The organism is Janthinobacterium sp. CG_23.4 (assembly GCF_029892305.1).
Lineage (GTDB): Bacteria > Pseudomonadota > Gammaproteobacteria > Burkholderiales > Burkholderiaceae_D > Janthinobacterium > Janthinobacterium lividum_D.
This window is the reverse complement of sequence record NZ_JARXUX010000001.1, coordinates 73,357-94,752: the sequence shown is the minus strand read 5'-3', so window position 1 is coordinate 94,752 and position 21,396 is coordinate 73,357. Positions and strand designations below refer to the sequence as shown.

Here is a 21,396-nt window from a genome sequence, read left to right as displayed (position 1 = left end):
CTATCGAGGTCAACCAGCCGATGCCGGAACGCCTTATTTTGCCAGATCGTTGCTACTCTGTCCGTTCTTCTGCAGGGAATCGCGGATTTCACGCAGCAGCACGATGTCTTCCGGCGTGACTGGCGCCGGTGCCGGTGCGACCGGTTCGCTGCGGCGGGCCTTGTTCATCAGGCGCACCATCTGGAAGATGATGAAGGCAAGAATGATAAAGTTGAGCAAAATGGTCAGGAAGTTGCCGTAGGCCAGCACCGCGCCCGCCTTTTTTGCTTCCACCAGTGTCATCGTCGTGGCTTGGCCGTTCAAGGGCAGGTAGTAATTGGCGAAATCAAGGCCGCCGAAAACGCGACCGATGGGCGGCATGATTACGTCTTGCACCAAGGAATCGACAATCTTGCCAAAGGCGCCGCCGATGATGACACCGACCGCCAGATCGACAACGTTGCCTTTCATTGCAAATTCTTTAAATTCCTTCATCATTGCCATGAATTTCTCCTTCAAATATGTAAAAAAAACATGCCGATCATACTATTGATTCCGGGTGCCACCAACTTATGGTTATTAAGAAGACCAATTCGGATACAGCCAAGCGCATCTAGTTCGAAAGAACTAGCCACCTCCTGCAAAAGTATATAAATTATGGTACAAGCAACGTTTTTGTTCTATTCGTTGTTTGCTTCACTTATAATTTGCGGTTGCTAGAAGTGGCTTTTTTACTTCCGGATAATCAACAAGAAACTGGCATGGGCTGCGCCATAGTCCGAAGTTCCGCAGGGATATTGCCACTTTACTGCACAAAGATGCGGATTGCGGCAATCAGTGGGAAAGAGCTTCGGCGACGGATTTTTCGCGGCTGCCAGTCATAATAAAGATTCGCATTTTGACTGATTGGGGTTTGCATGAGTAACGAAAAGCAGGTCGATTCAGGCCGTCGCGGCTTGCTCGTCGCCACGTGCGCGGCGGGCAGTGTAGTTGGATTGGCAACCGCGGGAGCCTTGGTAAGTACATTCCAGCCGTCGGAGCGCGCGAAAGCGGCGGGCGCGCCGGTCGAAGTAGACATCGCCACCTTGCAACCGGGCGAAATGCGCACCGTTGAATGGCGCGGCAAGCCGGTCTGGATTCTGAAGCGCACGCCGGAAATGATCGCGTCCCTGAAAAAGACCGACGGCAAAGTCGCCGATGCCAACTCGCAACGCAATCCCGCCGAATTCACGCCCGACTACTGCATGAACGAAGCGCGCTCGATCAAGCCTGAAATTCTCGTCGCCGTCGGCATCTGCACCCACCTGGGCTGCTCCCCTTCCTCGAAATTTGCCCCCGGCCCGCAACCGTCGCTGCCCGATGACTGGGAAGGCGGCTTCCTGTGCCCTTGCCACGGCTCCACCTTCGACATGGCAGGCCGCGTGTTCAAGAACAAGCCGGCGCCGGACAACCTCCAAGTGCCGCGCCATATGTATCTGAGCGACACCAAATTGCTGATAGGTAAAGACGAGAAAGGCGAGGCTTGATCATGGCTGCTTTTAAAGAAACGAAATTCCCGGCAGACGCTCCCGTCGCCGAAAAAGCGCTGGGCTGGGTCGATGACCGCTTTCCCCTGACCAAGCTGTGGAATGATCAGTGGGGCAAGTACTACGCCCCGAAAAACTTCAATTTCTGGTACATCTTTGGCTCGCTGGCCATGCTGGTGCTGGTCTTGCAGATCGTCACCGGCATCTTCCTGACCATGCACTACAAACCGGATGCGGCGCTGGCCTTCAACTCCGTCGAGTACATCATGCGCGAAGTGCCGTCGGGCTGGCTGGTACGCTATATGCACTCGACAGGCGCCTCCGCCTTCTTCATCATCATCTACCTGCACATGACGCGCGCCCTGATGTATGGCTCGTACCGCAAGCCGCGTGAGCTGATCTGGCTGTTCGGTTTCGCCATCTTCCTGTGCCTGATGGCCGAGGCATTCTTCGGCTACCTGCTGCCGTGGGGCCAGATGTCGTACTGGGGCGCCCAAGTGATCGTCAACCTGTTTGGCGCCATTCCGTTCATCGGCCCTGACCTGTCGCTGTGGATACGCGGCGACTATGTCGTCTCCGACGCGACTCTGAACCGCTTCTTCGCCTTCCACGTGATCGCCATCCCGCTGGTACTGCTGGGCTTGGTCGCAGCGCACTTGATCGCCCTGCATGAAGTCGGTTCGAGCAATCCGGACGGCATCGAAGTGAAGGAAAACCTGGGCGCCGATGGCCACCCGGTCGATTCGATTCCTTCGCATCCTTATTACACCGTGCATGACCTGTTCGGCGTGTCGATCTTCCTCGTCATTTTCAGCGCCGTGGTGTTCTTCGCGCCGGAAATGGGCGGTTACTTCCTCGAATATAACAACTTCCTGCCTGGCGACTCGCTGAAAACCCCGCTGCACATCGCGCCAACCTGGTACTTCACGCCGTTCTACTCGGTGCTGCGCGCTACCACGGCCGACTTCATGTACGTGCTGATGGGTGTCGTAGCCGCCTACGTGGTATTCATCTGGCTCAAGTCGCGCCTCTCGACGAGCGTCAAGTCCGTCATCGCTGGCATCGCCATCGTCGCCATCATCGGCATGCTGCCGCAGGTGCTCGATGCGAAATTCTGGGGCGTCGTGTTCTTTGGCGGCTCCGTCGTGATCCTGGCGTTCCTGCCATGGCTCGACCATTCGCCCGTGAAATCGATACGCTACCGTCCGACCTGGCACAAATATGTGTACGCCATCTTCGGCCTGTCGTTCCTGATCCTGGGCTACCTCGGCACCCAGGCGCCAACGGATACGAAAACCATCGTGTCGCAAGTGTGCACACTGATTTACTTCAGCTTTTTCCTGCTGATGCCATGGTGGAGTGCAATGGGCAAGTTCAAGACCGTGCCGTCGCGTGTGACGTTTCACCCGCACTAAGCCGCTCTCACGCCACGCTCAAAGGACCTTACATGAAATTTTCAAAAAAACTGCTCGCCATCCTGGCCTTCGTGCCCGCCATGGCTCTCGCCAGCGAAGGCGGCTTTCCGCTGGACAAGGCGCCTGATCGCCAGACCAACATGGCTGCGCTGCAACATGGCGCCAAATTATTTGTCAATTATTGCCTGAATTGCCATGCTGCCGTGTCGATGCGCTACAACCGTCTGCGCGACCTCGGTTTGACGGAAGACCAGATCAAGCAAAATCTGTTGTTCTCCGCGGACAAAATCGGCGACTTGATGACAACTAGCCTGGCACCGCAGGATGCCAAGGCTTTCTTTGGCGTCGTACCGCCCGATTTGTCGGTAATTTCGCGCGCGAAATCATCTTCCGCTGGCACAGGCGGCGACTACCTGTATACTTACCTGCGTACGTTCTATAAAGACGACACTCGGCCGACCGGCTGGAACAACATGGTCTTGCCGAATGTCGCCATGCCGCATGTATTATGGGAATTGCAAGGTATCCAGACTGCCAAGTTCGTGGAAGAAAATGATCCACACGAAGCTGGCAAGAAGATCCACAAATTTGCCGGCTTCGAGCAAGTCAAGCCAGGCACGTTGAACAAGATCGAGTACGACAATGCGATAGCCGACCTGGTCGGCTACATGGAGTGGATGGCCGAACCGGCACAGCAAACACGCAAGCGCCTGGGCGTTTGGGTGCTGCTGTTCCTGTCGGCCTTTGCTCTGCTGGCATGGCGCCTTAACGCGTCGTTCTGGAAGGAAGTCAAATAAGTGAGGCGCCGGCCATAGGCCGGTTTATGCCTGTTTCTGCATTGTCCGCATGAGTGGACAAGCGACCTGGGGTGAGCCGTTCGCGGCTTCACCCCCTTTGTTTCTAAGGAACTATAAAAAATGATGGTTCTCTATTCGGGTACAACCTGCCCATTTTCGCAACGCTGCCGCCTGGTCCTGTTTGAAAAAGGCATGGACTTTGAAGTGCGCGACGTCGACCTGTTCAACAAACCGGAAGATATTTCGACCATGAACCCGTACGGCCAGGTGCCTATCCTGGTCGAGCGCGAACTGATCCTGTATGAATCGAACATCATCAACGAGTACATCGATGAGCGCTTCCCGCATCCGCAACTGATGCCGGCCGATCCGCTGATGCGTGCCCGCGCGCGCCTGATGCTGTTCAATTTCGAAAAAGAACTGTTCGTGCACGTGCACGTGCTGGAAAGCGAACGCGCCAAGAGCAACGACAAGGCCCACGACAAGGCACGCGCGGAAATCCGCGACCGCCTGACGACCCTGGCACCGCTGTTCCTGAAAAACAAGTACATGCTGGGCGACGAATTCTCGATGCTCGACGTGGCTGTCGCGCCGCTGCTGTGGCGCCTGGACCACTACGGTATCGAACTGTCGAAGACGGCAGCACCGCTGATGAAATACGCCGAACGCATCTTCTCGCGTCCTGCATACATCGAAGCGCTGACGCCATCCGAGAAAGTGATGCGCCGCTAAAAGATATCCCCATTCAGCGACTGCGCAGCCCGCTCTTGACCTGGCGTTACTCACCGTACTTCGGTACGGCTGCGTTACCGAGGCCAATATAGGGCCAGCTCGCTACGCTTTCTGGGGCATCTTGGGCCAGGTACTAACGTTGTTTTTGCGCTATCCCAGTATTTTGAACTACCGGTGCGCCCGCCTCATGCTTGATGAGGGCGCTCCCGCCTCACAGTGCCTATCATGTCTGAAATCTCAACCAAACCTTATATGCTGCGCGCCATCTACGAGTGGTGCACCGACAGCGGCTACACGCCATATCTCGCGGTCAAAGTCGATTCGCGCACCACGGTACCGATGGCATACGTGAAAAAGGGCGAAATCGTGCTCAACATCAGCTTTGGCGCCACCAGCGGCCTGAAGATGGATAATGACGCCGTCCGCTTCCACGCCCGTTTTGGCGGCGTCTCGCGCGAAATCTACGTGCCGGTCGACAACGTGATGGCCATCTACGCCAACGAAAACGGCCAGGGCATGGCCTTCGAGCCGGTGCTGGGCAACGATGATCCCGACGCGCAACCGACGGACAGCCCAGCCTCAGCCGACGTCCCGCCCCCCGTGCTCACCCCCGCCGCCAGCACCCCGACCCTGTCGTCCGTGCCGACCAGTTCCGCCGAACAACGCGACAACGCCACGCCCGGCGACGACGAGCCACCAAAAAAAGGTGGCCGCCCGACCCTGACACGCATTAAATAGCGTATAATTCGCAACGCACAGTTTTTGCCGACTTAGCTCATTTGGTAGAGCAGTTGATTTGTAATCATCAGGTGGCCAGTTCGAAACCGGCAGTCGGCACCAATAAAATCAAAGGGTTACAGCGCATTCGCCTGTAGCCCTTTGTCGTTTCTGGGATATCTGCTGCATTTTTGCTGCAATCATGCCCCTACGGCAACGCTATACACCTGCTCCTACAAACAACTTTGGAGCAATGCATGGCATCAATCTCAAATCGCGGTCCTTATCAGTGGCAAGCAACCGTTCGTAAAAAGGGGTACCCATCCCAATCAAACACATTCGAGACAAAAAAAGAAGCGGAAGCATGGTCTGCGATTGTGGAGTCGGAAATGGTTCGAGGGGTATTCGCGGACCGGACCGAACTAGAACGAACCACCCTCGCAGACCTTATCGAGAAGTACAGCGCGGAGGTTTCCCCCAATAAACTCTCTTGCCGAACCGAGCTCGTAACAGCTCGTAGGTTCCTGCGCCATCCTCTGGCGCTGCGGCCTCTCGCAACCTTACGTAGCGTCGATTTCGCGAAGTATAGAGATGAACGCTTGGCAGAGAAGGCATCACCCAACAGCGTGAGGCTTGAATTGGCATATCTTTCCACCATGTTCACTACAGCTCGGAAGGAGTGGTCTATCCAAATCGAAAACTTCCTTGAGAATGTTCGGAAGCCGTCTGCGCCGCCTGGCCGGCAACGCCGCTTGGTTGGAGATGAAGAAGCCCGCCTCTTAACAGCAGTTCGCGACTCGGATGCGCAGGCATTCGAACTGTGCTTTATCTTGTCAATTGAGACCGGAATGCGCGCTGGAAATATCGTCGAGCTGTGCTGGGAGGACATCGACTTGGAAAATCATTTGATTTTTGTCGGAAAGACAAAGAACGGCGAAAGGTTATCGGTCCCACTATCGGAAACTGCAGAGGCAATGTTGAAATCTTACCCATGCGCAGACAAGACTGGGAGAATTGCCGGGTTTTACGACTCAGCCGGGCTAGGCGCTGCCTTTCGAGTGGCGTGCGAAAAAGCTGGCATTTCGGGTTTGCATTATCACGATTTGAGACACGATGCTGCCACCCGGCTAGCGCCTTTAGTAGAGGCGCCCGTTTTAGCGAAATTGATGGGTTGGAAAACTCTCCAGATGGCAATGCGGTACTACAATCCGACTGACGAAGAGCTTGTAAAGTTACGTCGAGAAGCCGAAGCTCTTCGCAATCGTAACTTGGCGTCCTCGGATGCGGTCGCGAAGGCGGCTGTCTTTTCAACCGCGCATTCCTGATTCTCCGTGCTTACGATGGTTGGCAACTGTAAAAAGGAGGCCCTTCTGCAATTCGCATCTTGCAGAGCTGCATCTTACCTTCGGAAGTCAGGCTAGTATTATTCGCGCGCTGCCGAGTGTCTTTATACAACCATAAGTTATGCAAGTAACAGCTCTCTCTAGCGGGGCTGTTCTGAGGCCATCTTCTTTCGCGTCAGGCAGAAAAGTTGCTGCGCAATCGCCCGAACTTTTCCTTCCAAAACACTCGCCCGAGCGCGCAATCGACTTTAAAAACCCTTCATAATATTGCCAGAACACATTTCTAGCGCCTGCGCAAGGCTTCAGTTAGCATCTCCTTGAGGGCCAGCCAGACCCATTTTCAAGAGTGTTAAGATGGTGTTTTAGCTGAACGACATTGAACAGGAAGTACATGAACCATCAGTCCCTTTCGTCATTCATATGGTCTGTCGCCGACCTACTTCGTGGAGACTACAGACAGTCCGAATACGGCCGCGTCATCCTCTCTTTCACAGTATTGCGTCGACTCGACTGCGTACTGGAAGCAACTAAGGCGGCAGTGCTAGCTGAGTTCAACGCCAAATCCAAGGCAGGCCTAAATCCCGAACCTTTCCTGCGACGCAAGACAAGTCAGGGATTTTACAACACATCGCCGCTTGACTTGGTAAAGTTGCTCGGAGACCAAGACCATATTCGCCAGAATCTGTTCGCCTATGTTCAGGCCTTCTCGCCGGACGCGCGCGACATTTTCGAACGCTTCGACTTCTACACGCAGGTAGAGCGCCTAGCCAAGGCTAACTTGCTCTACCTCGTTACCGAGAAGTTCGCCAACATCGACCTGCATCCCGAAGTCGTGGACAACGCCAGCATGGGTCTGGTGTTTGAAGAACTGATTCGTAAATTCGCCGAAATTTCAAACGAGACAGCAGGTGAACACTTCACCCCGCGCGAGGTCATCCGTTTAATGGTGAACCTGCTGTTCATCGAGGACGACGACGTACTCATGCCAGGTAGCGACGTGGTTCGAACCATTTACGACCCGACGGCGGGCACGGGCGGCATGCTGTCAATTGCAGATGAATACCTGCGGGAGCACAACCCACAGGCGCGGCTGTCGATGTTTGGCCAAGAGCTCAACGACGAATCCTACGCCATCTGCAAAGCCGACATGCTCATCAAGGGCCAGCCTGTCGAGAACATCATCTCCGGAAATACACTGTCTGAGGATGGCCATAGCGGACGCAAGTTCGACTACATGCTATCCAATCCGCCGTTCGGCGTGGAATGGAAGAAGGTCGAGAAAGCCGTGCGCCAAGAGCATGAGAGCAAGGGCTTTGATGGCCGTTTCGGTCCAGGCCTCCCGCGCGTCTCTGACGGTTCCATGCTGTTCCTGATGCATCTGCTATCGAAGATGACGCCCGTTGTTAATGGGGAAGGCGGTAGCCGCTTCGGCATCGTGCTCAACGGCTCGCCGCTGTTCACTGGCGGCGCCGGCAGCGGCGAAAGTGAAATCCGCCGCTACGTGTTGGAGAACGACTTGGTAGAGGCCATTGTCGGCTTACCCACCGATATGTTCTACAACACCGGCATTGCGACCTACGTCTGGATTCTGTCGAACAAGAAGCCGCCAGACCGCAAGGGTCAGGTGCAGCTCATCGACGCCAGCGGCTTGTGGCAGAAGATGCACAAGAGCCTGGGCAGCAAACGCAAGGAGATGAGCGATGCGCATATCGCCATCGTCACGCGCTTGTTCGGCAACTTCATCGAGGCCGAGCAAATTACCGTATTCAATGCTGCGGGCGCCACGCTAGGCGAGCCGCAGCTCGTCACAGGCACCGACGACACACCGGTTGCGCCCGAGGGCGGCAGGCTTACGCGCATTCCCATTTCGCGAATCTTCAGGAACGAGGAATTTGGCTACACGACCATCACCGTCGAGCGACCATCGCGCGACGACTCCGGCAATCCGGTACTGAACTGGAAGGGCAAGCAAAAGGGCAAGCTCCAGCCTGACAGCGCGCTCCGCGATACCGAGAACGTACCTTTGAGCGACGACATCCAGACCTACTTCGAGCGTGAGGTGCTGCCGCACGCCCCCGATGCGTGGATTGATGCGGAGAAGAGCAAGGTGGGATATGAGATTCCGTTCAATCGGCACTTTTACGTCTTCGAACCGCTGCGCAGCTTGCATGCAATTGATGACGAGCTCAAGACCGTTACGGCCAGCATCATGAAGTTGCTCGAGGAGTTAGCGGAATGAGTTTGCCGAGGTACAAGGAGTACAAAGACAGTGGTGCAAAGTTGGGCGGACAAATTCCAGCACATTGGGCCGTCGGCCCCATCAAGCGCATGCTCGACATTCAAAATGGTGCAGACCATAAGGCTGTAGAGAGCACAGAAGGCGTTCCCGTTATAGGTTCCGGCGGACCATTCACCTTCGCCACCGACTTTCTGTATGACGGGGAATCTGTTTTACTCGGCAGGAAAGGCACTATTGATAAGCCTCTGCACGTTACGGGCAAGTTCTGGACGGTCGACACCATGTACTGGTCAAAAATTCTTCCCGGCACCTGTGGTCGCTTTGCATACTACGTGACCCTTACGATGCCATTTGACTACTACTCGACCAGCACGGCGCTTCCAAGCATGACCAAAAGCGTGCTCGGTTCCCATATAGTACCGTGCCCGCCGATAGATGAACAAAGAGCCATCGCCGCCTTCCTCGACCGCGAGACCGCCAAAATCGACACACTGGTTTCAGAGCAGGAAAAACTCATCGCGCTTTTGGCTGAAAAGCGCCAGGCAGCCATCTCACATGCCGTTACTAAGGGACTCTACTCCAAGTCGCCGATGAAGGATTCCGGCTTAGCGTGGACCGGGACCGTACCAGCCCATTGGGGTATTTTCCGGCTTGGTTCATTATTTCGCGATATTGATGAGCCTGGCAGTGAAGCGTTGCCGATTCTGAGTGTCTCGATTCACAATGGCGTGTCTGACAAAGAACTTGGGGAAAGCGAACTCGACCGCAAGGTGTCTCGCAGTAGTGACAGGTCAAAATATAAGGCCGTGCGTCCTGGTGATTTGACGTACAACATGATGCGCGCTTGGCAAGGTGGCTTCGGGTCCGTCACTGTCGATGGGATGGTAAGTCCAGCATATGTCGTAGCACGGCCGATGGCAGATTTCCTGACCACTCACGTGGAGTGCATTCTTCGCACGCCGCAAGTCGTGGCCGAGATGAAGCGACATTCACGCGGGATAACGGATTTCCGTTTGCGTCTGTACTGGGAAGAATTCAAGACGATACAAATTGCGCTTCCGCCGAAAGCCGAACAGTTAGAAATTGCCAAATTTATCGAGAATGAGACGAGGAAGCTTGATTCATTGAAAACAGAAGCAGAGCGCGCTATCTCCCTGCTGAAGGAGCGCCGAAACGCTCTCATCGGCGCTGCTGTCACCGGCCAAATAGATGTGCGCAGCGCAGCACCGCAGGTCGCAGTTAAATGCTCCGAGGCCATCGCCGCATGAGCGACATTCAACTCTTTCGCCTGCACGGCAACAGCACAGTCACCGACCTCTCCAGCCAAGCCGCTCCGTTGGAAAGGACCTTACAAAGGCTCATCGAAGGCAAGATGGAAATTTTCTTGGGCGTGCGGTTCCTCGCTAGTGAATACGCAACTGGCAAGACTCATAGGGGCCGCATTGACTCGCTAGGCCTTGACGAAAACGGCTGCCCGGTCATTGTCGAGTACAAACGGCATACCACCGAGAACGTCATCAACCAGGGCCTGTTCTACTTGGACTGGCTGCTGGACCATCAAGCGGAATTTCGCTGGCTGGTCATGGAAAAGTTAGGCAAGGAGACCGCCCAGCACATCGAGTGGAAGGGAACGCGCTTGCTGTGCATTGCATCCGACTTCACTCGCTACGACCAGTACGCGGTACAGCAGATTCCGCGCAACATCGAGCTCATCCGCTACAAGCTATTCGGCGACGACCTCTTGCTGCTGGAACTGGTCAATTCGCAGAGCGTGCCAGACGCCACGGCCATAAAGCCAGTACCAACTGGTGCCTTGCCAGTCGAGCAGGAAGCTCTGAAGTCGACAGGAAAAGACAAATCACTGGCCGAGCAATTGGCACTAGCCACGTCGAAGGTTCGAGCGCTCTACGAGCAGACCAGCTCGCTGCTGCTTTCTCTTGGGGACGACGTACAGCAAAAGCCACTAAAGCTCTACACGGCCTTCCGTCGGCTGAAGAATTTTGCCTGCGTCATCGTTTATCCGAACCGCGTACTAATCACACTCAAGCTCAGCCCGGCAACAGTCACCTTCGAGAATGGTTTTAGCCGCGACGTCAGTGAGATTGGTCATTGGGGCACCGGCGACGTAGAGCTCTGCTTGCTCGGCCCGGCCGACTTGCAACGGGCCCAAGCACTGCTGGAGCGCAGTTACTCCGAGAACTGAATGCTACGTAAGCATGCAAAGAAGAATAATCAGGGACGAACATGAGCCAGAATCTGCACCAGGAACACCACTTCGAAACCGAAATTTGCACCTACCTGGCTGCTAATGGCTGGCTGTATGAGGACGGCGACGCAGCCCGGTTCGACCGCTCGAGCGGCCTGTTCCTGCCAGACCTGCTGGCGTGGATGGAGTTGACGCAGCCCCAACATTGGCAGCGCCTCTCTAATACCCACGGCGCCGCCCTTCCCCAAGTGCTAGCCGACCGCATTCGCAAGAACATGAATGAGCGCGGCACGCTGGACGTGCTGCGGCGGGGCGTGGAAATGTTGGGGCTCTCGGCGCCGCTGGACCTCGCGCAGTTCAAGCCCGCCTTGGCCATTAACCCGACTATCCAGACAAAGTACGCCGCAAACCGACTCCGCGTAGTACGGCAAGTCTGCCACTCGCCGAACAACACCAAGGACGAGCTTGACCTGGTGCTGTTCCTCAACGGCGTTGCGGTGGCCACTGTGGAGCTGAAGAGCAACTTTACGCAGAACGTACAGGATGCCGTGGACCAGTACCGTTTTGACCGCCTCCCGCAGCCCAAGGGAGGCGTGCTGGAGCCGCTGCTGGGCTTCCCTGGTGGAGCACTGGTGCATTTCGCAGTAAGCCAGAGTGAAGTGATGATGGCAACCAAGCTGGTGGGCCCGGCAACAACCTTCCTGCCTTTTAATCAGGGCAACGCCGGTGGCGCGGGAAATGCTCCGAACCCCGACGGCTTTGCCACAGCGTACTTGTGGGAAGAAGTATGGGCGCGGGACAGCTGGTTGGACATCCTGCACCGCTACCTCATTTGCAAGCGCAACGACAAGAAACAGCCGCGGGCCGTCATCTTTCCGCGCTATCACCAGCTCGCCGCCACGCGTGCCCTTGTAGCAGATGTGCTGGACAAGGGCCCTGGTGAACGCTACCTGATTCAGCACTCCGCTGGCTCAGGCAAGACCAACTCGATTGCCTGGACGGCGCACTTTCTGGCGGACCTGCACGACGCGCAGCACAAGAAGCTATTCGATAGTGTGCTGGTGGTTAGCGACCGCAATGTACTGGACGCCCAGTTGCAAGAGGCAATTTTCGACTTCGAGCGCACAACCAGTGTGGTGGCCACCATCACCAACGAGCACGGCAGCAAGAGCGCCCAACTCGGCCTGGCGCTGAAAGGGGGCAAGAAAATCATCGTGTGCACTATCCAGACCTTTCCTCACGCCCTGCAGGCCGTGCAGGAACTGGCCGCCACGGAGGGCAAGCGCTTCGCCGTGATTGCCGACGAGGCGCATAGTTCTCAGACCGGCGAGGCAGCAGCCAAGCTCAAGCAGCTGCTTTCGGCTCAGGAATGGGCAGATTTGCAGGACGGCGGCGAAGTTGACACCGAAGCGTTGCTTGCTGCGCAGATGGAGGCCCGCTCTGGAGTGAAGGGGCTGACCTACGTGGCGTTCACCGCGACCCCGAAAACGAAGACGCTGGAACTGTTCGGCCGCAAAGGCGCGGACGGACTACCGCAACCCTTTCACGTCTACTCGATGCGTCAGGCCATCGAAGAAGGCTTCATCCTCGACGTGCTAAAAAACTATACCAGTTACAAGCTTGCCTTCAAGCTTGCTCATGACGGGCAAGAGTGGGACGACAAGACAGTCGAGCGAAGTACGGCGATGAAAGGTCTGATGCAATGGGTGCGACTCCACCCCTACAATATTGCGAGCAAGGTGCAAATCGTTGTCGAGCATTACCGCGAAAATGTGCAGCCCCTGCTGGAAGGCAAAGCCAAGGCGATGGTAGTAGTTGGAAGTCGCAAGGAAGCAGTACGCTGGCAGAAGGCCATTCGGGCTTATATCGCCAGGCAGAACTATGCGCTTGGGGTGTTGGTGGCTTTTTCTGGTGATGTCACTGACACCGAAAGCTTTCCCGAGCCAGTTACCGAGTCCAGCGATGCTTTAAATCCGGGCCTTCGTGGCAGGGAAATCCGCGAGGTGTTCAAATCACCAGACTTCCACCTTCTGCTGGTGGCCAACAAGTTCCAGACGGGTTTCGACCAGCCGCTGCTGTGCGGGATGTATGTAGACAAGATGCTCGGTGGTATTCAAGCCGTCCAGACGCTCTCCCGGCTAAACCGTGCCTACCCAGGCAAGGACGCTACCTATGTGCTCGACTTCGTCAACGAGCCGGCGGAAATCCTCAAGGCCTTCAAAACGTATTACGAGACCGCCGAAATGGAGGCGGTAACTGACCCGCACCTGGTCTACGACCTGCGCGCTAAGCTAGACGCCGCTGGCTTTTACGACGACTACGAGGTGGAACGCGTCGCCAAGGTGGACCTGGACCCGAACGGCACCCAGAAACAGCTAGATGCCGCCATCGCTCCAGCAGCCGACCGTCTACTCAAGCGCTACAAGGTGGCGCAGCAGGACAAGTTAGTAGCCGAGGAAAAGCACGACGACAAGGCCGCGCGCGCGGCCAAGGACCAGCTGGAAGCCCTACTGCTCTTCAAGAACGATATGGGCGCCTACGTGCGGCTTTATTCCTTCCTGAGCCAGATTTTCGACTACGGCAACACCGACATCGAAAAGCGCTTCCTGTTTTATAAGCGTCTGATACCTCTGCTGGATTTCGGACGCGAGCGCGATACGGTAGACCTGAGCAAAGTAGTCCTGACCCATCACACGCTGAAAAGCCATGGCAAACAGCCGATGGGGTTGAACGCGGACGGCAGCTACAAGTTGCCGCCGATGGATGCGGTCGGCAGCGGCAGCGTGCAAGAGAAACAGCAAGCCTACCTGAACGAAATTATCGAGAAGGTGAATGGCTTGTTCGAGGGGCAACTCAGCGACGACGACCAGCTCGTTTATGTCAATGGCGTACTTAAAGGCAAGTTGCTGGAGAACGAAACCTTAATGCGCCAGGCAGCAAGCAATAGCAAGGAACAATTCGCCAACTCGCCCGACCTCAAGGATGCGGTCATGCATGCGATTATGGATGCGCTCGACGCCCATCAGACCATGAGCACCCAGGCGTTGGGCTCTGAACGGGTTCGTGAAGGCCTGCGCGACATTCTGCTGGGGCCGGCGCAGCTCTACGAAGCATTGAGAAACAAGTCCGCGCATGGAGAAACCAGGACTGGAAATTAAGGGTCTCAGGCCTATCGATAGCGCGAAAGGTCACAAGAATTGTGCATGATGGCCACTTAGGGCCGGCGAAGGCACGAAAATAGTGCCCAAACGAGCCCTGCTCAACCGCTTGTCGATAGTATTTCCCAATAAATCAATCGGTTACGACTAGGGGCGGAAGCAAAGCTCCGAGGAAGCCACAGATTTCAGCACAATCGGAGGTGACCTTTCACCGAGAAGGCACCTGCTCTGCACAATTTCTGTGACCTTTTGATAGTTCAAACCTGATAGTGCTCAACCTGCTTACGTGAGGGGCGCAAGTGCCGGGCCGAAGGCCTAGGCACGCGCAGGCGCCCAGCGCCGAAGGACAGCACCCGCAGGGCCACGGAGCGCCCCCGCGCGAAGTGGTGCCTGGCCGCCCACGGCCAGGCATGCCATAGGGGGAGCCGGAGACAGGTGGCGGTCCCCGACCGCCAGGCGCCCAAGCGCCGACCTGTCTCCGGGGGAACGATAGTTCCCCGGCCCCGAGGCACTCGGGCAACCGGCTACCGCCGGGCGCCGACCCGGGCCCCCGCTGCCGGCTTGACGGCAGATGGGGAGGGAGGTGAGTCCAAAGGACCGCGACACCTTCAGGTGAAGCGCCGGCGGTAGCCGGTTGCCCGAGCGCGCGAGGGGCCGCAGGCGCGGTGGACCCCTAGGTCCAAGAAGTCGGTAGGGCGTCCAGCCCGTGAAGCCGAATTCGTCCCGCCGCAAGGGGGGATTTATCCCCCCGCGCAGCCCACTTTAGTGGGCGTAGGGTGACGTCGGAGACCTCACCCAAAAGATGGTAAGCTCATGTTCCCGCTGGCGGCGCTATACAGAGATACATACACTCTGGAGCGGAAAATGAACAAACGAGAGCAGGGAGCGCTGTATCGGGTATTGACGCTGAGGGCGCTGGCATATTTGGGCTACGCAACGACGCGACAAATTGCGAAAATAGTTTGGCGGCAATGTGACGGAAGCTCGAGGAAGATGGCAGGTCGGACACTTCGCTGGCTTCATGAGCACGGCTACATCGTCACTAAACGAGATGGTGATAGCGTCAACGGGGAGCAGCTGGCAGCCGTCACTGCCGCTGGAGCCAAATGGCTGGCCAAGAACGGGGACCCTCTGCCGTTTGGCAAGGCAAACGCTCGTGATTGGCTACGTCATGCCCACAGTCACCGCACAGCTTGCAATTCAGTGTATGCCGCCACCGCCGGCCTGCTAGCAGACCGGTGCGCATGGTCAGAACTGCAGATTCAAGCCGACATGGCACCGTTCAAACAGTTAGCCTACAGTCACGAAGGCGTTGTGCAGGGAAAAGTACCTGATGTGCTCCTGCAGCTAACAATCGGTTTAGCTTGGGTCGAAGTTGAAAATAGTTGGCGTAGCGACAAGGACCTCGCCAAAGTAGTGGCAAGCATGCGAACCATGTTCGTTGACCCCCGTATTGCCCAAGTCCACTTTGTGATTACAGCGCCAGGTGCAAAAACCATCGGCGCCCGGCTTCGCAAGGCTCTCACACATGATGCACAATCAGGATGGCCTCGACAGGCAAAGGAACTAGACTCAAAAATCCTTAACGGGTTCATGAAGGTTTTCATGCTCAACAGCGAAACCTTGGAGCTGTCAGCCGTCGCGTTCTGAAATCTTCGCATCGTGCTCAAAAAGTGTCGTACTAGGACACTTTTTGTAATTTTAGCAAGACCCGGGCTGCTGGACAGCAACCAGCTCGGCGATTTTTGCCGCGACAACCGCCATTGAATCTTCTCCAGTGCTCAGGCCGCTTCGTGAGGCAAGCATAGGGCTGACATTGAGAAGGGCGCCATACGTCGTGTTGTGCACGATTGGAACGAGCTGATTACGCATCAAAAGTACCGCAAGCTCTTTATCGGCGACACCCTCCCTTGGGAGGCTGGCAAGCAGCGCAGGTGTCACCAGCACAAGCCCAATTCGCGAATTCGCTAAGCCCTTGTCAATGGCGCGCATCATCGGCACGCCAAGCGCAAGGTCGTTCTCGCTGAACCAGACTTTCACACCAGCCGCCACGAGCAAGTCGCGCAGCTCCTTGGCCGCTCCTTGTCGGTCGTCCCACGCGTGGCACAGGAAGACGTCACGAAGGTCAGGTTGCTGCGCTGCGCGTGTTTCAACGGTTTCGCGGATTGGAGTGAGCGATTGCACTTGGGCAGACGTGTAGAGCAAAGACGAACCCGCTTTGGACCAGCGCGGCCTTGAACGGCTACTAACCCCGCCACCACCGCCGGAGCTATAGCTGGCCCCACTGCTGCCCGACGGTGAATAGGACGAGCTATGGCCGCCATAGGCGTATCCAGTGCGATAACGGCATGCAGGGCAGGCGGCGGCAGCGGCCGACGAGCTATGTCCACGCACAGGTGCTGTACATCTTGTCATGTTTTAATCCATCTACTTGCAATAACTACAGTTGACCGTTGAATGCTGGCGCAGCATTAGCGCATTGGCTTTTTAATTATTAATATAACACTAATATTCATAGTATAACGTTGGGTCGTGCCTCCATCGCTGAGCACCAAAGTGCCGCGAAGGTTTCCCCTTTCAAATTGTGAAGTCCGTTGTGTCTCTGAATTAATAGAGTTGGGATTGGCCCGGTGCAATACTTTGGAACTGGCCCATAGAATGGGAAACACGCCACGCTTCTTGTTGTGGGGCTGCGCCCCTCGCGCTTGATGCACTTTCCCGAACCAAGCGCTCTTCGCGAGCCTCCCCCTCCCCTCTCGCATCTGGCACTACTCGCATGCATGACTGCTGTTACCTGATATGGCTTCGTGGGACACCTCTGTTGCCACTGAAGACTTACCAATACCGAGCTCTTCGGCCACAGTCCGGAGGCTCCTGCCGTTAGCAACACAACGTTTCCGGGTCAAGTAGATAGATGAGTGGATAGATATGCGACAAGACTACCGATGGCAAGAATGCACTGGTGACGATACGACGAGAGCATCCTAAAGTTGGCAGGTCGGTCGCTGCGCTGGCTCCTTAAGCGCAGCTACATTTCTAACCGGCGCGATGATAACAGCGTCAACGGCGACCAGCTCGCAAATGTCACTGCTACTGGTGCAGCACGGCGAGCCACAATGGAGCCCACCTCGCTTCAGGAAGGTATCCGCACGCATGCGCGCCATGGGCGTTGAAAAGCTTATCACAGTAGTGCACTTCGTCATCACGGCCCCGGGACCAATAGGATTGACAGTACCTGCGTGTGACGCTGACGTATAGACCAGAATCGGAATGACCTCGTCAAGGGAGCGCGTGGGAGGCGCGAATCCTCGCCCTGTACATGAACGTGTTCACGCTAAACGACAATAGCCGGAACTGTCAGCAGCGGCATTTTAAGATGTAATGAGTACGACTTGACCTGACAGACATTGCCAGATGAGTTACAGTCTTTCTTGGTTCATCATTTGGCCAATACAAACGTTCGAATGGTTATTGCATTGGTTAGGAAAATTCGGAAACCGACCATTTCGAAAAAAATAAAATTGAAATCAATATTGCAGTTACCTAGGTGTCAAGACCCGCCTGGTTATAAACACGTTTAACGAATAATTGTGGCTTTTTTGCCTGCCATTTCTTCATTGCCTGAATCGGCGTTTCGTTGTTGAGAGCACGCTGTGGGATGTTGTGGTTATAGATTTTCAGGTAATTGCGTAGTGTTGATTCGAGCTCGGCCCTGGATGCGAAACGGGTCTGATTGACGACCTCGCTGATGCGGCCGTTGAAGCGTTCCACCATGCCGTTGGTCTGCGGATGACGTGGCGGGATCAGGCGATGTTCGATCGCCAGTTGTCTGCATAGCACGTCAAACGCGTGCTTGCCGCTGGGAATCCGGTCGCCCGTTTCCGGGTCTTTTTTCTTGCTGCTAAAGCGGTCGGTGAACTGGCTGCCATTGTCGGTGAGCAGCTTGACGATGGCGATCGGACAGGCTTTGTTGAGCTTGATCAGGAAGTCGGTGCTACTACTGTCGGACTGGTCGGCATAGATCTCCATGAAGACCCAACGCGTGGCGCGGTCGATGGCGACGAACAGGTAACGGCGTTCGGTTTCGTCAGGCATCTGCGGCAAGTACTTGATATCCATATGTAAAAAGCCGGGCTCGTAGTCCTTGAACGACTTTTTGGTGACGGGCTTATCGGTTTCCCGGGCGGCCAGTTCAAGCAGGCTGGAGACACCATGGCGACGCAGGCAGCGCCCCAGGGCGGCGCGCGAAAGCGCTGGATTGACGAACTCGCGGGCCACCGCCAGCAGGTCGTCGGTGGGCAGCAGCAGCGTGGTGCGCAGCTCCACGACGATCAATTCCTGCGCAGGCGTGAGCGTGGTGTGCATGATACGTGGCCGGTGCGAAAGATCCTCGGCGCTGTCGCGGTTCTGCCATTTGCGGATCGTCAGACGACTAACGTTGTAGCGCTCAGCCAGTTCCCGTTGAGAGAGCGTCGATTTGCGGATTTCGTCACGGATCAGATGAGTAGTGCGGGCTTGGCTGTGAAGGGCTTGGCTCATGGCGCTGGTAGTTAGGTGACAGGATTCAACAGTGTACTCAAAAGCAACCTGGCCCTGAAAAATGGCAGGCTGCGAGTTGGAATATGATCACCCATATCTAAACACCTAGGGAACCACAACCTCCAACGCATATGACCGATGAAAACAATGCAAGCTCTTGGATTCAAGATAAGGCAAAAAAAATACGCTGGCGAATTCACGCCACCTTTCCTAATTTTATTAATGGGCCGGATAGGAACGACCGTGACTATTTGCGACAACGTGATATAGAAGAGAATATAGAGACTCGGGTTTCATCAGATGAATCCCTTAGAGTGGATTGTATATGGGGAATTGAAATCTTTGGGCCAAGTGAAATTGATTCACTTTTTTCACACCTAAGAAAATTGGGCTGGGACAAACCTCCAACCCACAGACTTGGCAAGGGCACTGTTGAAACTATAAAAGAATGGCGTACATATGGATATACAGGAAATTTTAATATAGGGTTAGTTCAGGGGACTAATTCCTCCAACTACTCAGCAAACTACCGCGGCCCGGTGCCTAAAAATGTAGAATACCTTCTAGTTAATATAGTCCAACTCACCCCAGAAATAACTTGTGTTTTGGTCGGATTTCGCTTGAATGACGAGCTATCTAAAGCTTACGAAATGTCCTTGAATACCGATAGAAAACACACACATCGGCCAATTTTGGGAAGATTCACATACTCTACTCTGGGTGTGGAACTCTTGAAACGAGAATCAATCGATGAGATACGAGCACGTAACAGAGAGATGATTTCTTCTTGGTTCGGAATTAATCTCCGTGGATTTTTCTTTGCTACAAGCGGCGGTAAGCGTTTGCCCACTACTGAACTGCTCAGCTGTCATAACGAATTAATTTTGACGCCAAAAGGAAATAATGTGCCAGAGATGCCCTGGTGCAGCCTGCTAACGCCTTATGGCTGGGGAGACGTATGGGCAAGCACCAAATATCCGGGCTTTCGCATTCGCCATAGTGAACCTCTCGACGATATTCCATTTCACACCATTGTCTCAGTCCAGACAGCCACATTACCATCAGAAGAGTTTTCAATATATGGTGGCGTGACGCCTGGAAGCATCGTTAAATTCGTTCACGAGAACATAGATGGATTTTTATGTCAGAATGCGGCATTATATATTTTACATGAAATCCGAAGTTTAATAAAACAAAATAGACAGAAACTTAATATTAAGAGTTCGAACTATGGGAAAATTATAAAATCCTTAGACAGAATCAAAATATATTTTAACTCCTCTGTAAGTGTTCCGATAATTTTGAGCGACCTACAAGAAATATCGGAACGTAAGAAAGTTTGGAACTCATATAAATTTGAAAATACACCTTGGCCAGAGGGTGAGGAAGCTTCGCAATTATCTGAAGTGCTAAGGAATCATGTGGCGTTTTTAAGTAAGAAAACTATAAATGAAGAAATGGGAGTGCGGGAACATTTTGAACAGTTGGCGAGTATTATGAGCACTCGAGAAAGCGTAAAGACCCAAAGGCGGATGGAATTTTTGACTTACCTGACAATAGTTCTGGCACTTGGCTCCTTGATTGTTAGCCTAAGCCCTGACTCTTGGATAAAAGAGACAAAAATGTATTTAGACGGGAAAATTAATAAGAAGCCGAATCCTACCCTGCCGATGTTGGGGGCTACGCCCCTCGCGTCGCTGTGCTCTTCGACGTTCTGCGCCCCGTAGCGAGCCTCCCCCGCCGAACGTGCTAAGCGCTGCTATTAAAGCCAACGGTGCTGTTACCTGATATGGCTTCGTGGGACACCCATCGGGCGACGGTCGATTTTCCAACAACGAGCTCGTCGGCTATTGCCCGGGTGCTCATACCGTTTGCAGCCATCAGCCGGGCACTGACGCGCTTATCCTCGCTGGAAATGAGGCGGGCAGCACCGGAGGCGATTCCGCCCAATCGCCCGCGTGCTGCTTGCACCTCACGGAACTTGGTTGGGGTATAGCGCCGCCAAACGTACCGCGCCACGCTGCGAGCAATACCAGCGACCTCTGAGGAATTCAGAGGCACGGTGAAGGTATTCAGCGATTCGGCTTGAAGGCGGACGGCTGCTCGCCATAGGTCCTCGCCGCGAGGGCGCCAGAACTGACGTACAGCGCTGTACGCCCAGTCGCGCAGTCCGTCAAACAGGTCACAGTTGCGGCCGAGGCCAGCGTCCCTGGGAAGCTGTTTGGTCGTCAGGTCTACGAAGTCTGCGAGATAGCCAAGCTCATAAACCGGTGCATTTGCAGGCTCCCATAGCTGCCACTTAGGGTGTATTGGGTTCTTTGCCAGCGGGCCTGTGAAGGCTGCGTCGGCATGCACCTTTGCGGTGTATGCATACTCAATTGCAGCCAGGTAGCGCAGCGGTGCCAATCTTGCCGCAGCGGACGTGCATACCGGTGCGGACAGCGCATAACCAATGTGGGCATGCCCGTTTTCACGATTGATAGCGCAGTAAGTTGGCACCGGGAGCGCCGCATCCTCCCACGCATGCGACGCGCCACTCCGGTCAATGTCCAATATTATCCAGGAGCGGTGTGCAGGAGGGTTCAGTTGTAGATACGGCGCCGCCAACGCGATTTCCCGCCGGCGAACAATTGCGTTATTTTTTACGAAGGCACAGTAAGGGCGCTTCGGGGCTTGCGCTTGAACAAGCGCAATAAGGGCGGCAGAAGCCATGGCACGCTCCAAAGGGCGTGCCGCATGCAGCTA

16 protein-coding genes and 1 tRNA gene are annotated in these 21,396 nt (G+C 55.2%); 13 read left to right on the top strand and 4 right to left on the bottom strand.

The features are described from left to right. Positions 1–33: 33 nt before the first annotated feature. Positions 34–483, bottom strand: coding sequence for a large conductance mechanosensitive channel protein MscL (gene mscL / locus H4V96_RS00415; RefSeq protein ID WP_029496110.1), 450 nt, complete (start codon positions 481–483; stop codon positions 34–36). Positions 484–896: 413 nt separating this feature from the next. On the opposite strand from mscL, the gene petA reads away from it, so the two are divergent. The 12 genes from petA (at position 897) to H4V96_RS00355 (ending at position 15,762) form a co-directional block, all read left to right on the top strand. Beyond that, on the top strand, positions 897–1,505 hold the full coding sequence (gene petA / locus H4V96_RS00410; protein WP_196856391.1) for a ubiquinol-cytochrome c reductase iron-sulfur subunit: 609 nt from the start codon (positions 897–899) through the stop codon (positions 1,503–1,505). A gap of 2 nt (positions 1,506–1,507) precedes the next feature. Next, on the top strand, positions 1,508–2,920 hold the full coding sequence (locus tag H4V96_RS00405) for a cytochrome bc complex cytochrome b subunit (RefSeq protein ID WP_010394156.1): 1,413 nt from the start codon (positions 1,508–1,510) through the stop codon (positions 2,918–2,920). Positions 2,921–2,952: 32 nt separating this feature from the next. Beyond that, positions 2,953–3,717, top strand: a complete 765-nt coding sequence (locus tag H4V96_RS00400) for a cytochrome c1 (protein WP_010394155.1) — start codon at positions 2,953–2,955, stop codon at positions 3,715–3,717. 120 nt (positions 3,718–3,837) lie between these two features. Then, positions 3,838–4,449 carry a glutathione S-transferase N-terminal domain-containing protein gene (locus H4V96_RS00395; RefSeq protein WP_010394154.1) on the top strand — a complete coding sequence of 204 codons (612 nt, stop codon included), beginning with the start codon at positions 3,838–3,840 and terminating at the stop codon, positions 4,447–4,449. Positions 4,450–4,674: 225 nt separating this feature from the next. After that, positions 4,675–5,187 (top strand): ClpXP protease specificity-enhancing factor, encoded by a 513-nt coding sequence (locus tag H4V96_RS00390; protein WP_196856389.1) that lies wholly within the window; start codon positions 4,675–4,677, stop codon positions 5,185–5,187. Positions 5,188–5,213: 26 nt separating this feature from the next. After that, positions 5,214–5,289, top strand: a tRNA-Thr gene (locus tag H4V96_RS00385). Positions 5,290–5,423: 134 nt separating this feature from the next. Next, positions 5,424–6,491 (top strand): site-specific integrase, encoded by a 1,068-nt coding sequence (locus H4V96_RS00380; RefSeq protein ID WP_196856388.1) that lies wholly within the window; start codon positions 5,424–5,426, stop codon positions 6,489–6,491. A 409-nt stretch (positions 6,492–6,900) separates the two neighbouring features. Further along, positions 6,901–8,748, top strand: coding sequence for a class I SAM-dependent DNA methyltransferase (locus H4V96_RS00375; protein ID WP_196856387.1), 1,848 nt, complete (start codon positions 6,901–6,903; stop codon positions 8,746–8,748). Then, positions 8,745–10,016: a restriction endonuclease subunit S gene (locus tag H4V96_RS00370; RefSeq protein ID WP_196856386.1), complete on the top strand. Its 1,272-nt coding sequence runs from the start codon at positions 8,745–8,747 to the stop codon at positions 10,014–10,016. The genes H4V96_RS00375 and H4V96_RS00370 overlap by 4 nt, the downstream gene beginning before the upstream one ends. Further along, positions 10,013–10,951 (top strand): DUF5655 domain-containing protein, encoded by a 939-nt coding sequence (locus H4V96_RS00365; protein ID WP_196856385.1) that lies wholly within the window; start codon positions 10,013–10,015, stop codon positions 10,949–10,951. The genes H4V96_RS00370 and H4V96_RS00365 overlap by 4 nt, the downstream gene beginning before the upstream one ends. Positions 10,952–10,992: 41 nt before the next feature. After that, positions 10,993–14,112: a DEAD/DEAH box helicase family protein gene (locus tag H4V96_RS00360; RefSeq protein ID WP_280720639.1), complete on the top strand. Its 3,120-nt coding sequence runs from the start codon at positions 10,993–10,995 to the stop codon at positions 14,110–14,112. An 864-nt stretch (positions 14,113–14,976) separates the two neighbouring features. Beyond that, complete coding sequence (locus H4V96_RS00355) at positions 14,977–15,762, top strand: hypothetical protein (RefSeq protein WP_280720638.1); 786 nt, start codon at positions 14,977–14,979, stop codon at positions 15,760–15,762. Between the two features lie 51 nt (positions 15,763–15,813). On the opposite strand, the gene H4V96_RS00350 is transcribed toward H4V96_RS00355, so the two are convergent. Together H4V96_RS00350 and H4V96_RS00345 are read right to left on the bottom strand one after the other, a co-directional pair. Beyond that, on the bottom strand, positions 15,814–16,296 hold the full coding sequence (locus H4V96_RS00350; protein ID WP_280720637.1) for a toll/interleukin-1 receptor domain-containing protein: 483 nt from the start codon (positions 16,294–16,296) through the stop codon (positions 15,814–15,816). Between the two features lie 1,359 nt (positions 16,297–17,655). Then, entirely contained in the window at positions 17,656–18,651 is a 996-nt protein-coding gene (locus tag H4V96_RS00345; RefSeq protein WP_280720636.1) for an IS481 family transposase, read from the bottom strand. 131 nt (positions 18,652–18,782) lie between these two features. Here H4V96_RS00345 and H4V96_RS00340 point away from each other — a divergent pair, with 131 nt between their 5' ends. Continuing rightward, positions 18,783–20,378 carry a hypothetical protein gene (locus tag H4V96_RS00340; RefSeq protein ID WP_280720635.1) on the top strand — a complete coding sequence of 532 codons (1,596 nt, stop codon included), beginning with the start codon at positions 18,783–18,785 and terminating at the stop codon, positions 20,376–20,378. A gap of 22 nt (positions 20,379–20,400) precedes the next feature. Here the strand turns inward: H4V96_RS00340 and H4V96_RS00335 are convergent, their stop codons facing one another. Then, positions 20,401–21,363, bottom strand: a complete 963-nt coding sequence (locus H4V96_RS00335; RefSeq protein WP_280720634.1) for a replication initiation protein — start codon at positions 21,361–21,363, stop codon at positions 20,401–20,403. Positions 21,364–21,396: the final 33 nt, after the last annotated feature.

What these genes read in the sequence shown, in the direction of transcription:
- H4V96_RS00360 (WP_280720639.1), top strand. Translation starts at nt 10,993, where the DNA reads ATGAGCCAGAATCTGCACCAGGAACACCACTTCGAAACCGAAATTTGC.
- H4V96_RS00405 (WP_010394156.1), top strand. Translation starts at nt 1,508, where the DNA reads ATGGCTGCTTTTAAAGAAACGAAATTCCCGGCAGACGCTCCCGTCGCC.
- H4V96_RS00395 (WP_010394154.1), top strand. Translation starts at nt 3,838, where the DNA reads ATGATGGTTCTCTATTCGGGTACAACCTGCCCATTTTCGCAACGCTGC.
- H4V96_RS00355 (WP_280720638.1), top strand. Translation starts at nt 14,977, where the DNA reads ATGAACAAACGAGAGCAGGGAGCGCTGTATCGGGTATTGACGCTGAGG.
- H4V96_RS00390 (WP_196856389.1), top strand. Translation starts at nt 4,675, where the DNA reads ATGTCTGAAATCTCAACCAAACCTTATATGCTGCGCGCCATCTACGAG.
- H4V96_RS00345 (WP_280720636.1), bottom strand. Translation starts at nt 18,651, where the DNA reads ATGAGCCAAGCCCTTCACAGCCAAGCCCGCACTACTCATCTGATCCGT.
- H4V96_RS00365 (WP_196856385.1), top strand. Translation starts at nt 10,013, where the DNA reads ATGAGCGACATTCAACTCTTTCGCCTGCACGGCAACAGCACAGTCACC.
- H4V96_RS00335 (WP_280720634.1), bottom strand. Translation starts at nt 21,363, where the DNA reads ATGGCTTCTGCCGCCCTTATTGCGCTTGTTCAAGCGCAAGCCCCGAAG.
- H4V96_RS00340 (WP_280720635.1), top strand. Translation starts at nt 18,783, where the DNA reads ATGACCGATGAAAACAATGCAAGCTCTTGGATTCAAGATAAGGCAAAA.
- H4V96_RS00375 (WP_196856387.1), top strand. Translation starts at nt 6,901, where the DNA reads ATGAACCATCAGTCCCTTTCGTCATTCATATGGTCTGTCGCCGACCTA.
- petA (WP_196856391.1), top strand. Translation starts at nt 897, where the DNA reads ATGAGTAACGAAAAGCAGGTCGATTCAGGCCGTCGCGGCTTGCTCGTC.
- H4V96_RS00370 (WP_196856386.1), top strand. Translation starts at nt 8,745, where the DNA reads ATGAGTTTGCCGAGGTACAAGGAGTACAAAGACAGTGGTGCAAAGTTG.
- mscL (WP_029496110.1), bottom strand. Translation starts at nt 483, where the DNA reads ATGGCAATGATGAAGGAATTTAAAGAATTTGCAATGAAAGGCAACGTT.
- H4V96_RS00400 (WP_010394155.1), top strand. Translation starts at nt 2,953, where the DNA reads ATGAAATTTTCAAAAAAACTGCTCGCCATCCTGGCCTTCGTGCCCGCC.
- H4V96_RS00380 (WP_196856388.1), top strand. Translation starts at nt 5,424, where the DNA reads ATGGCATCAATCTCAAATCGCGGTCCTTATCAGTGGCAAGCAACCGTT.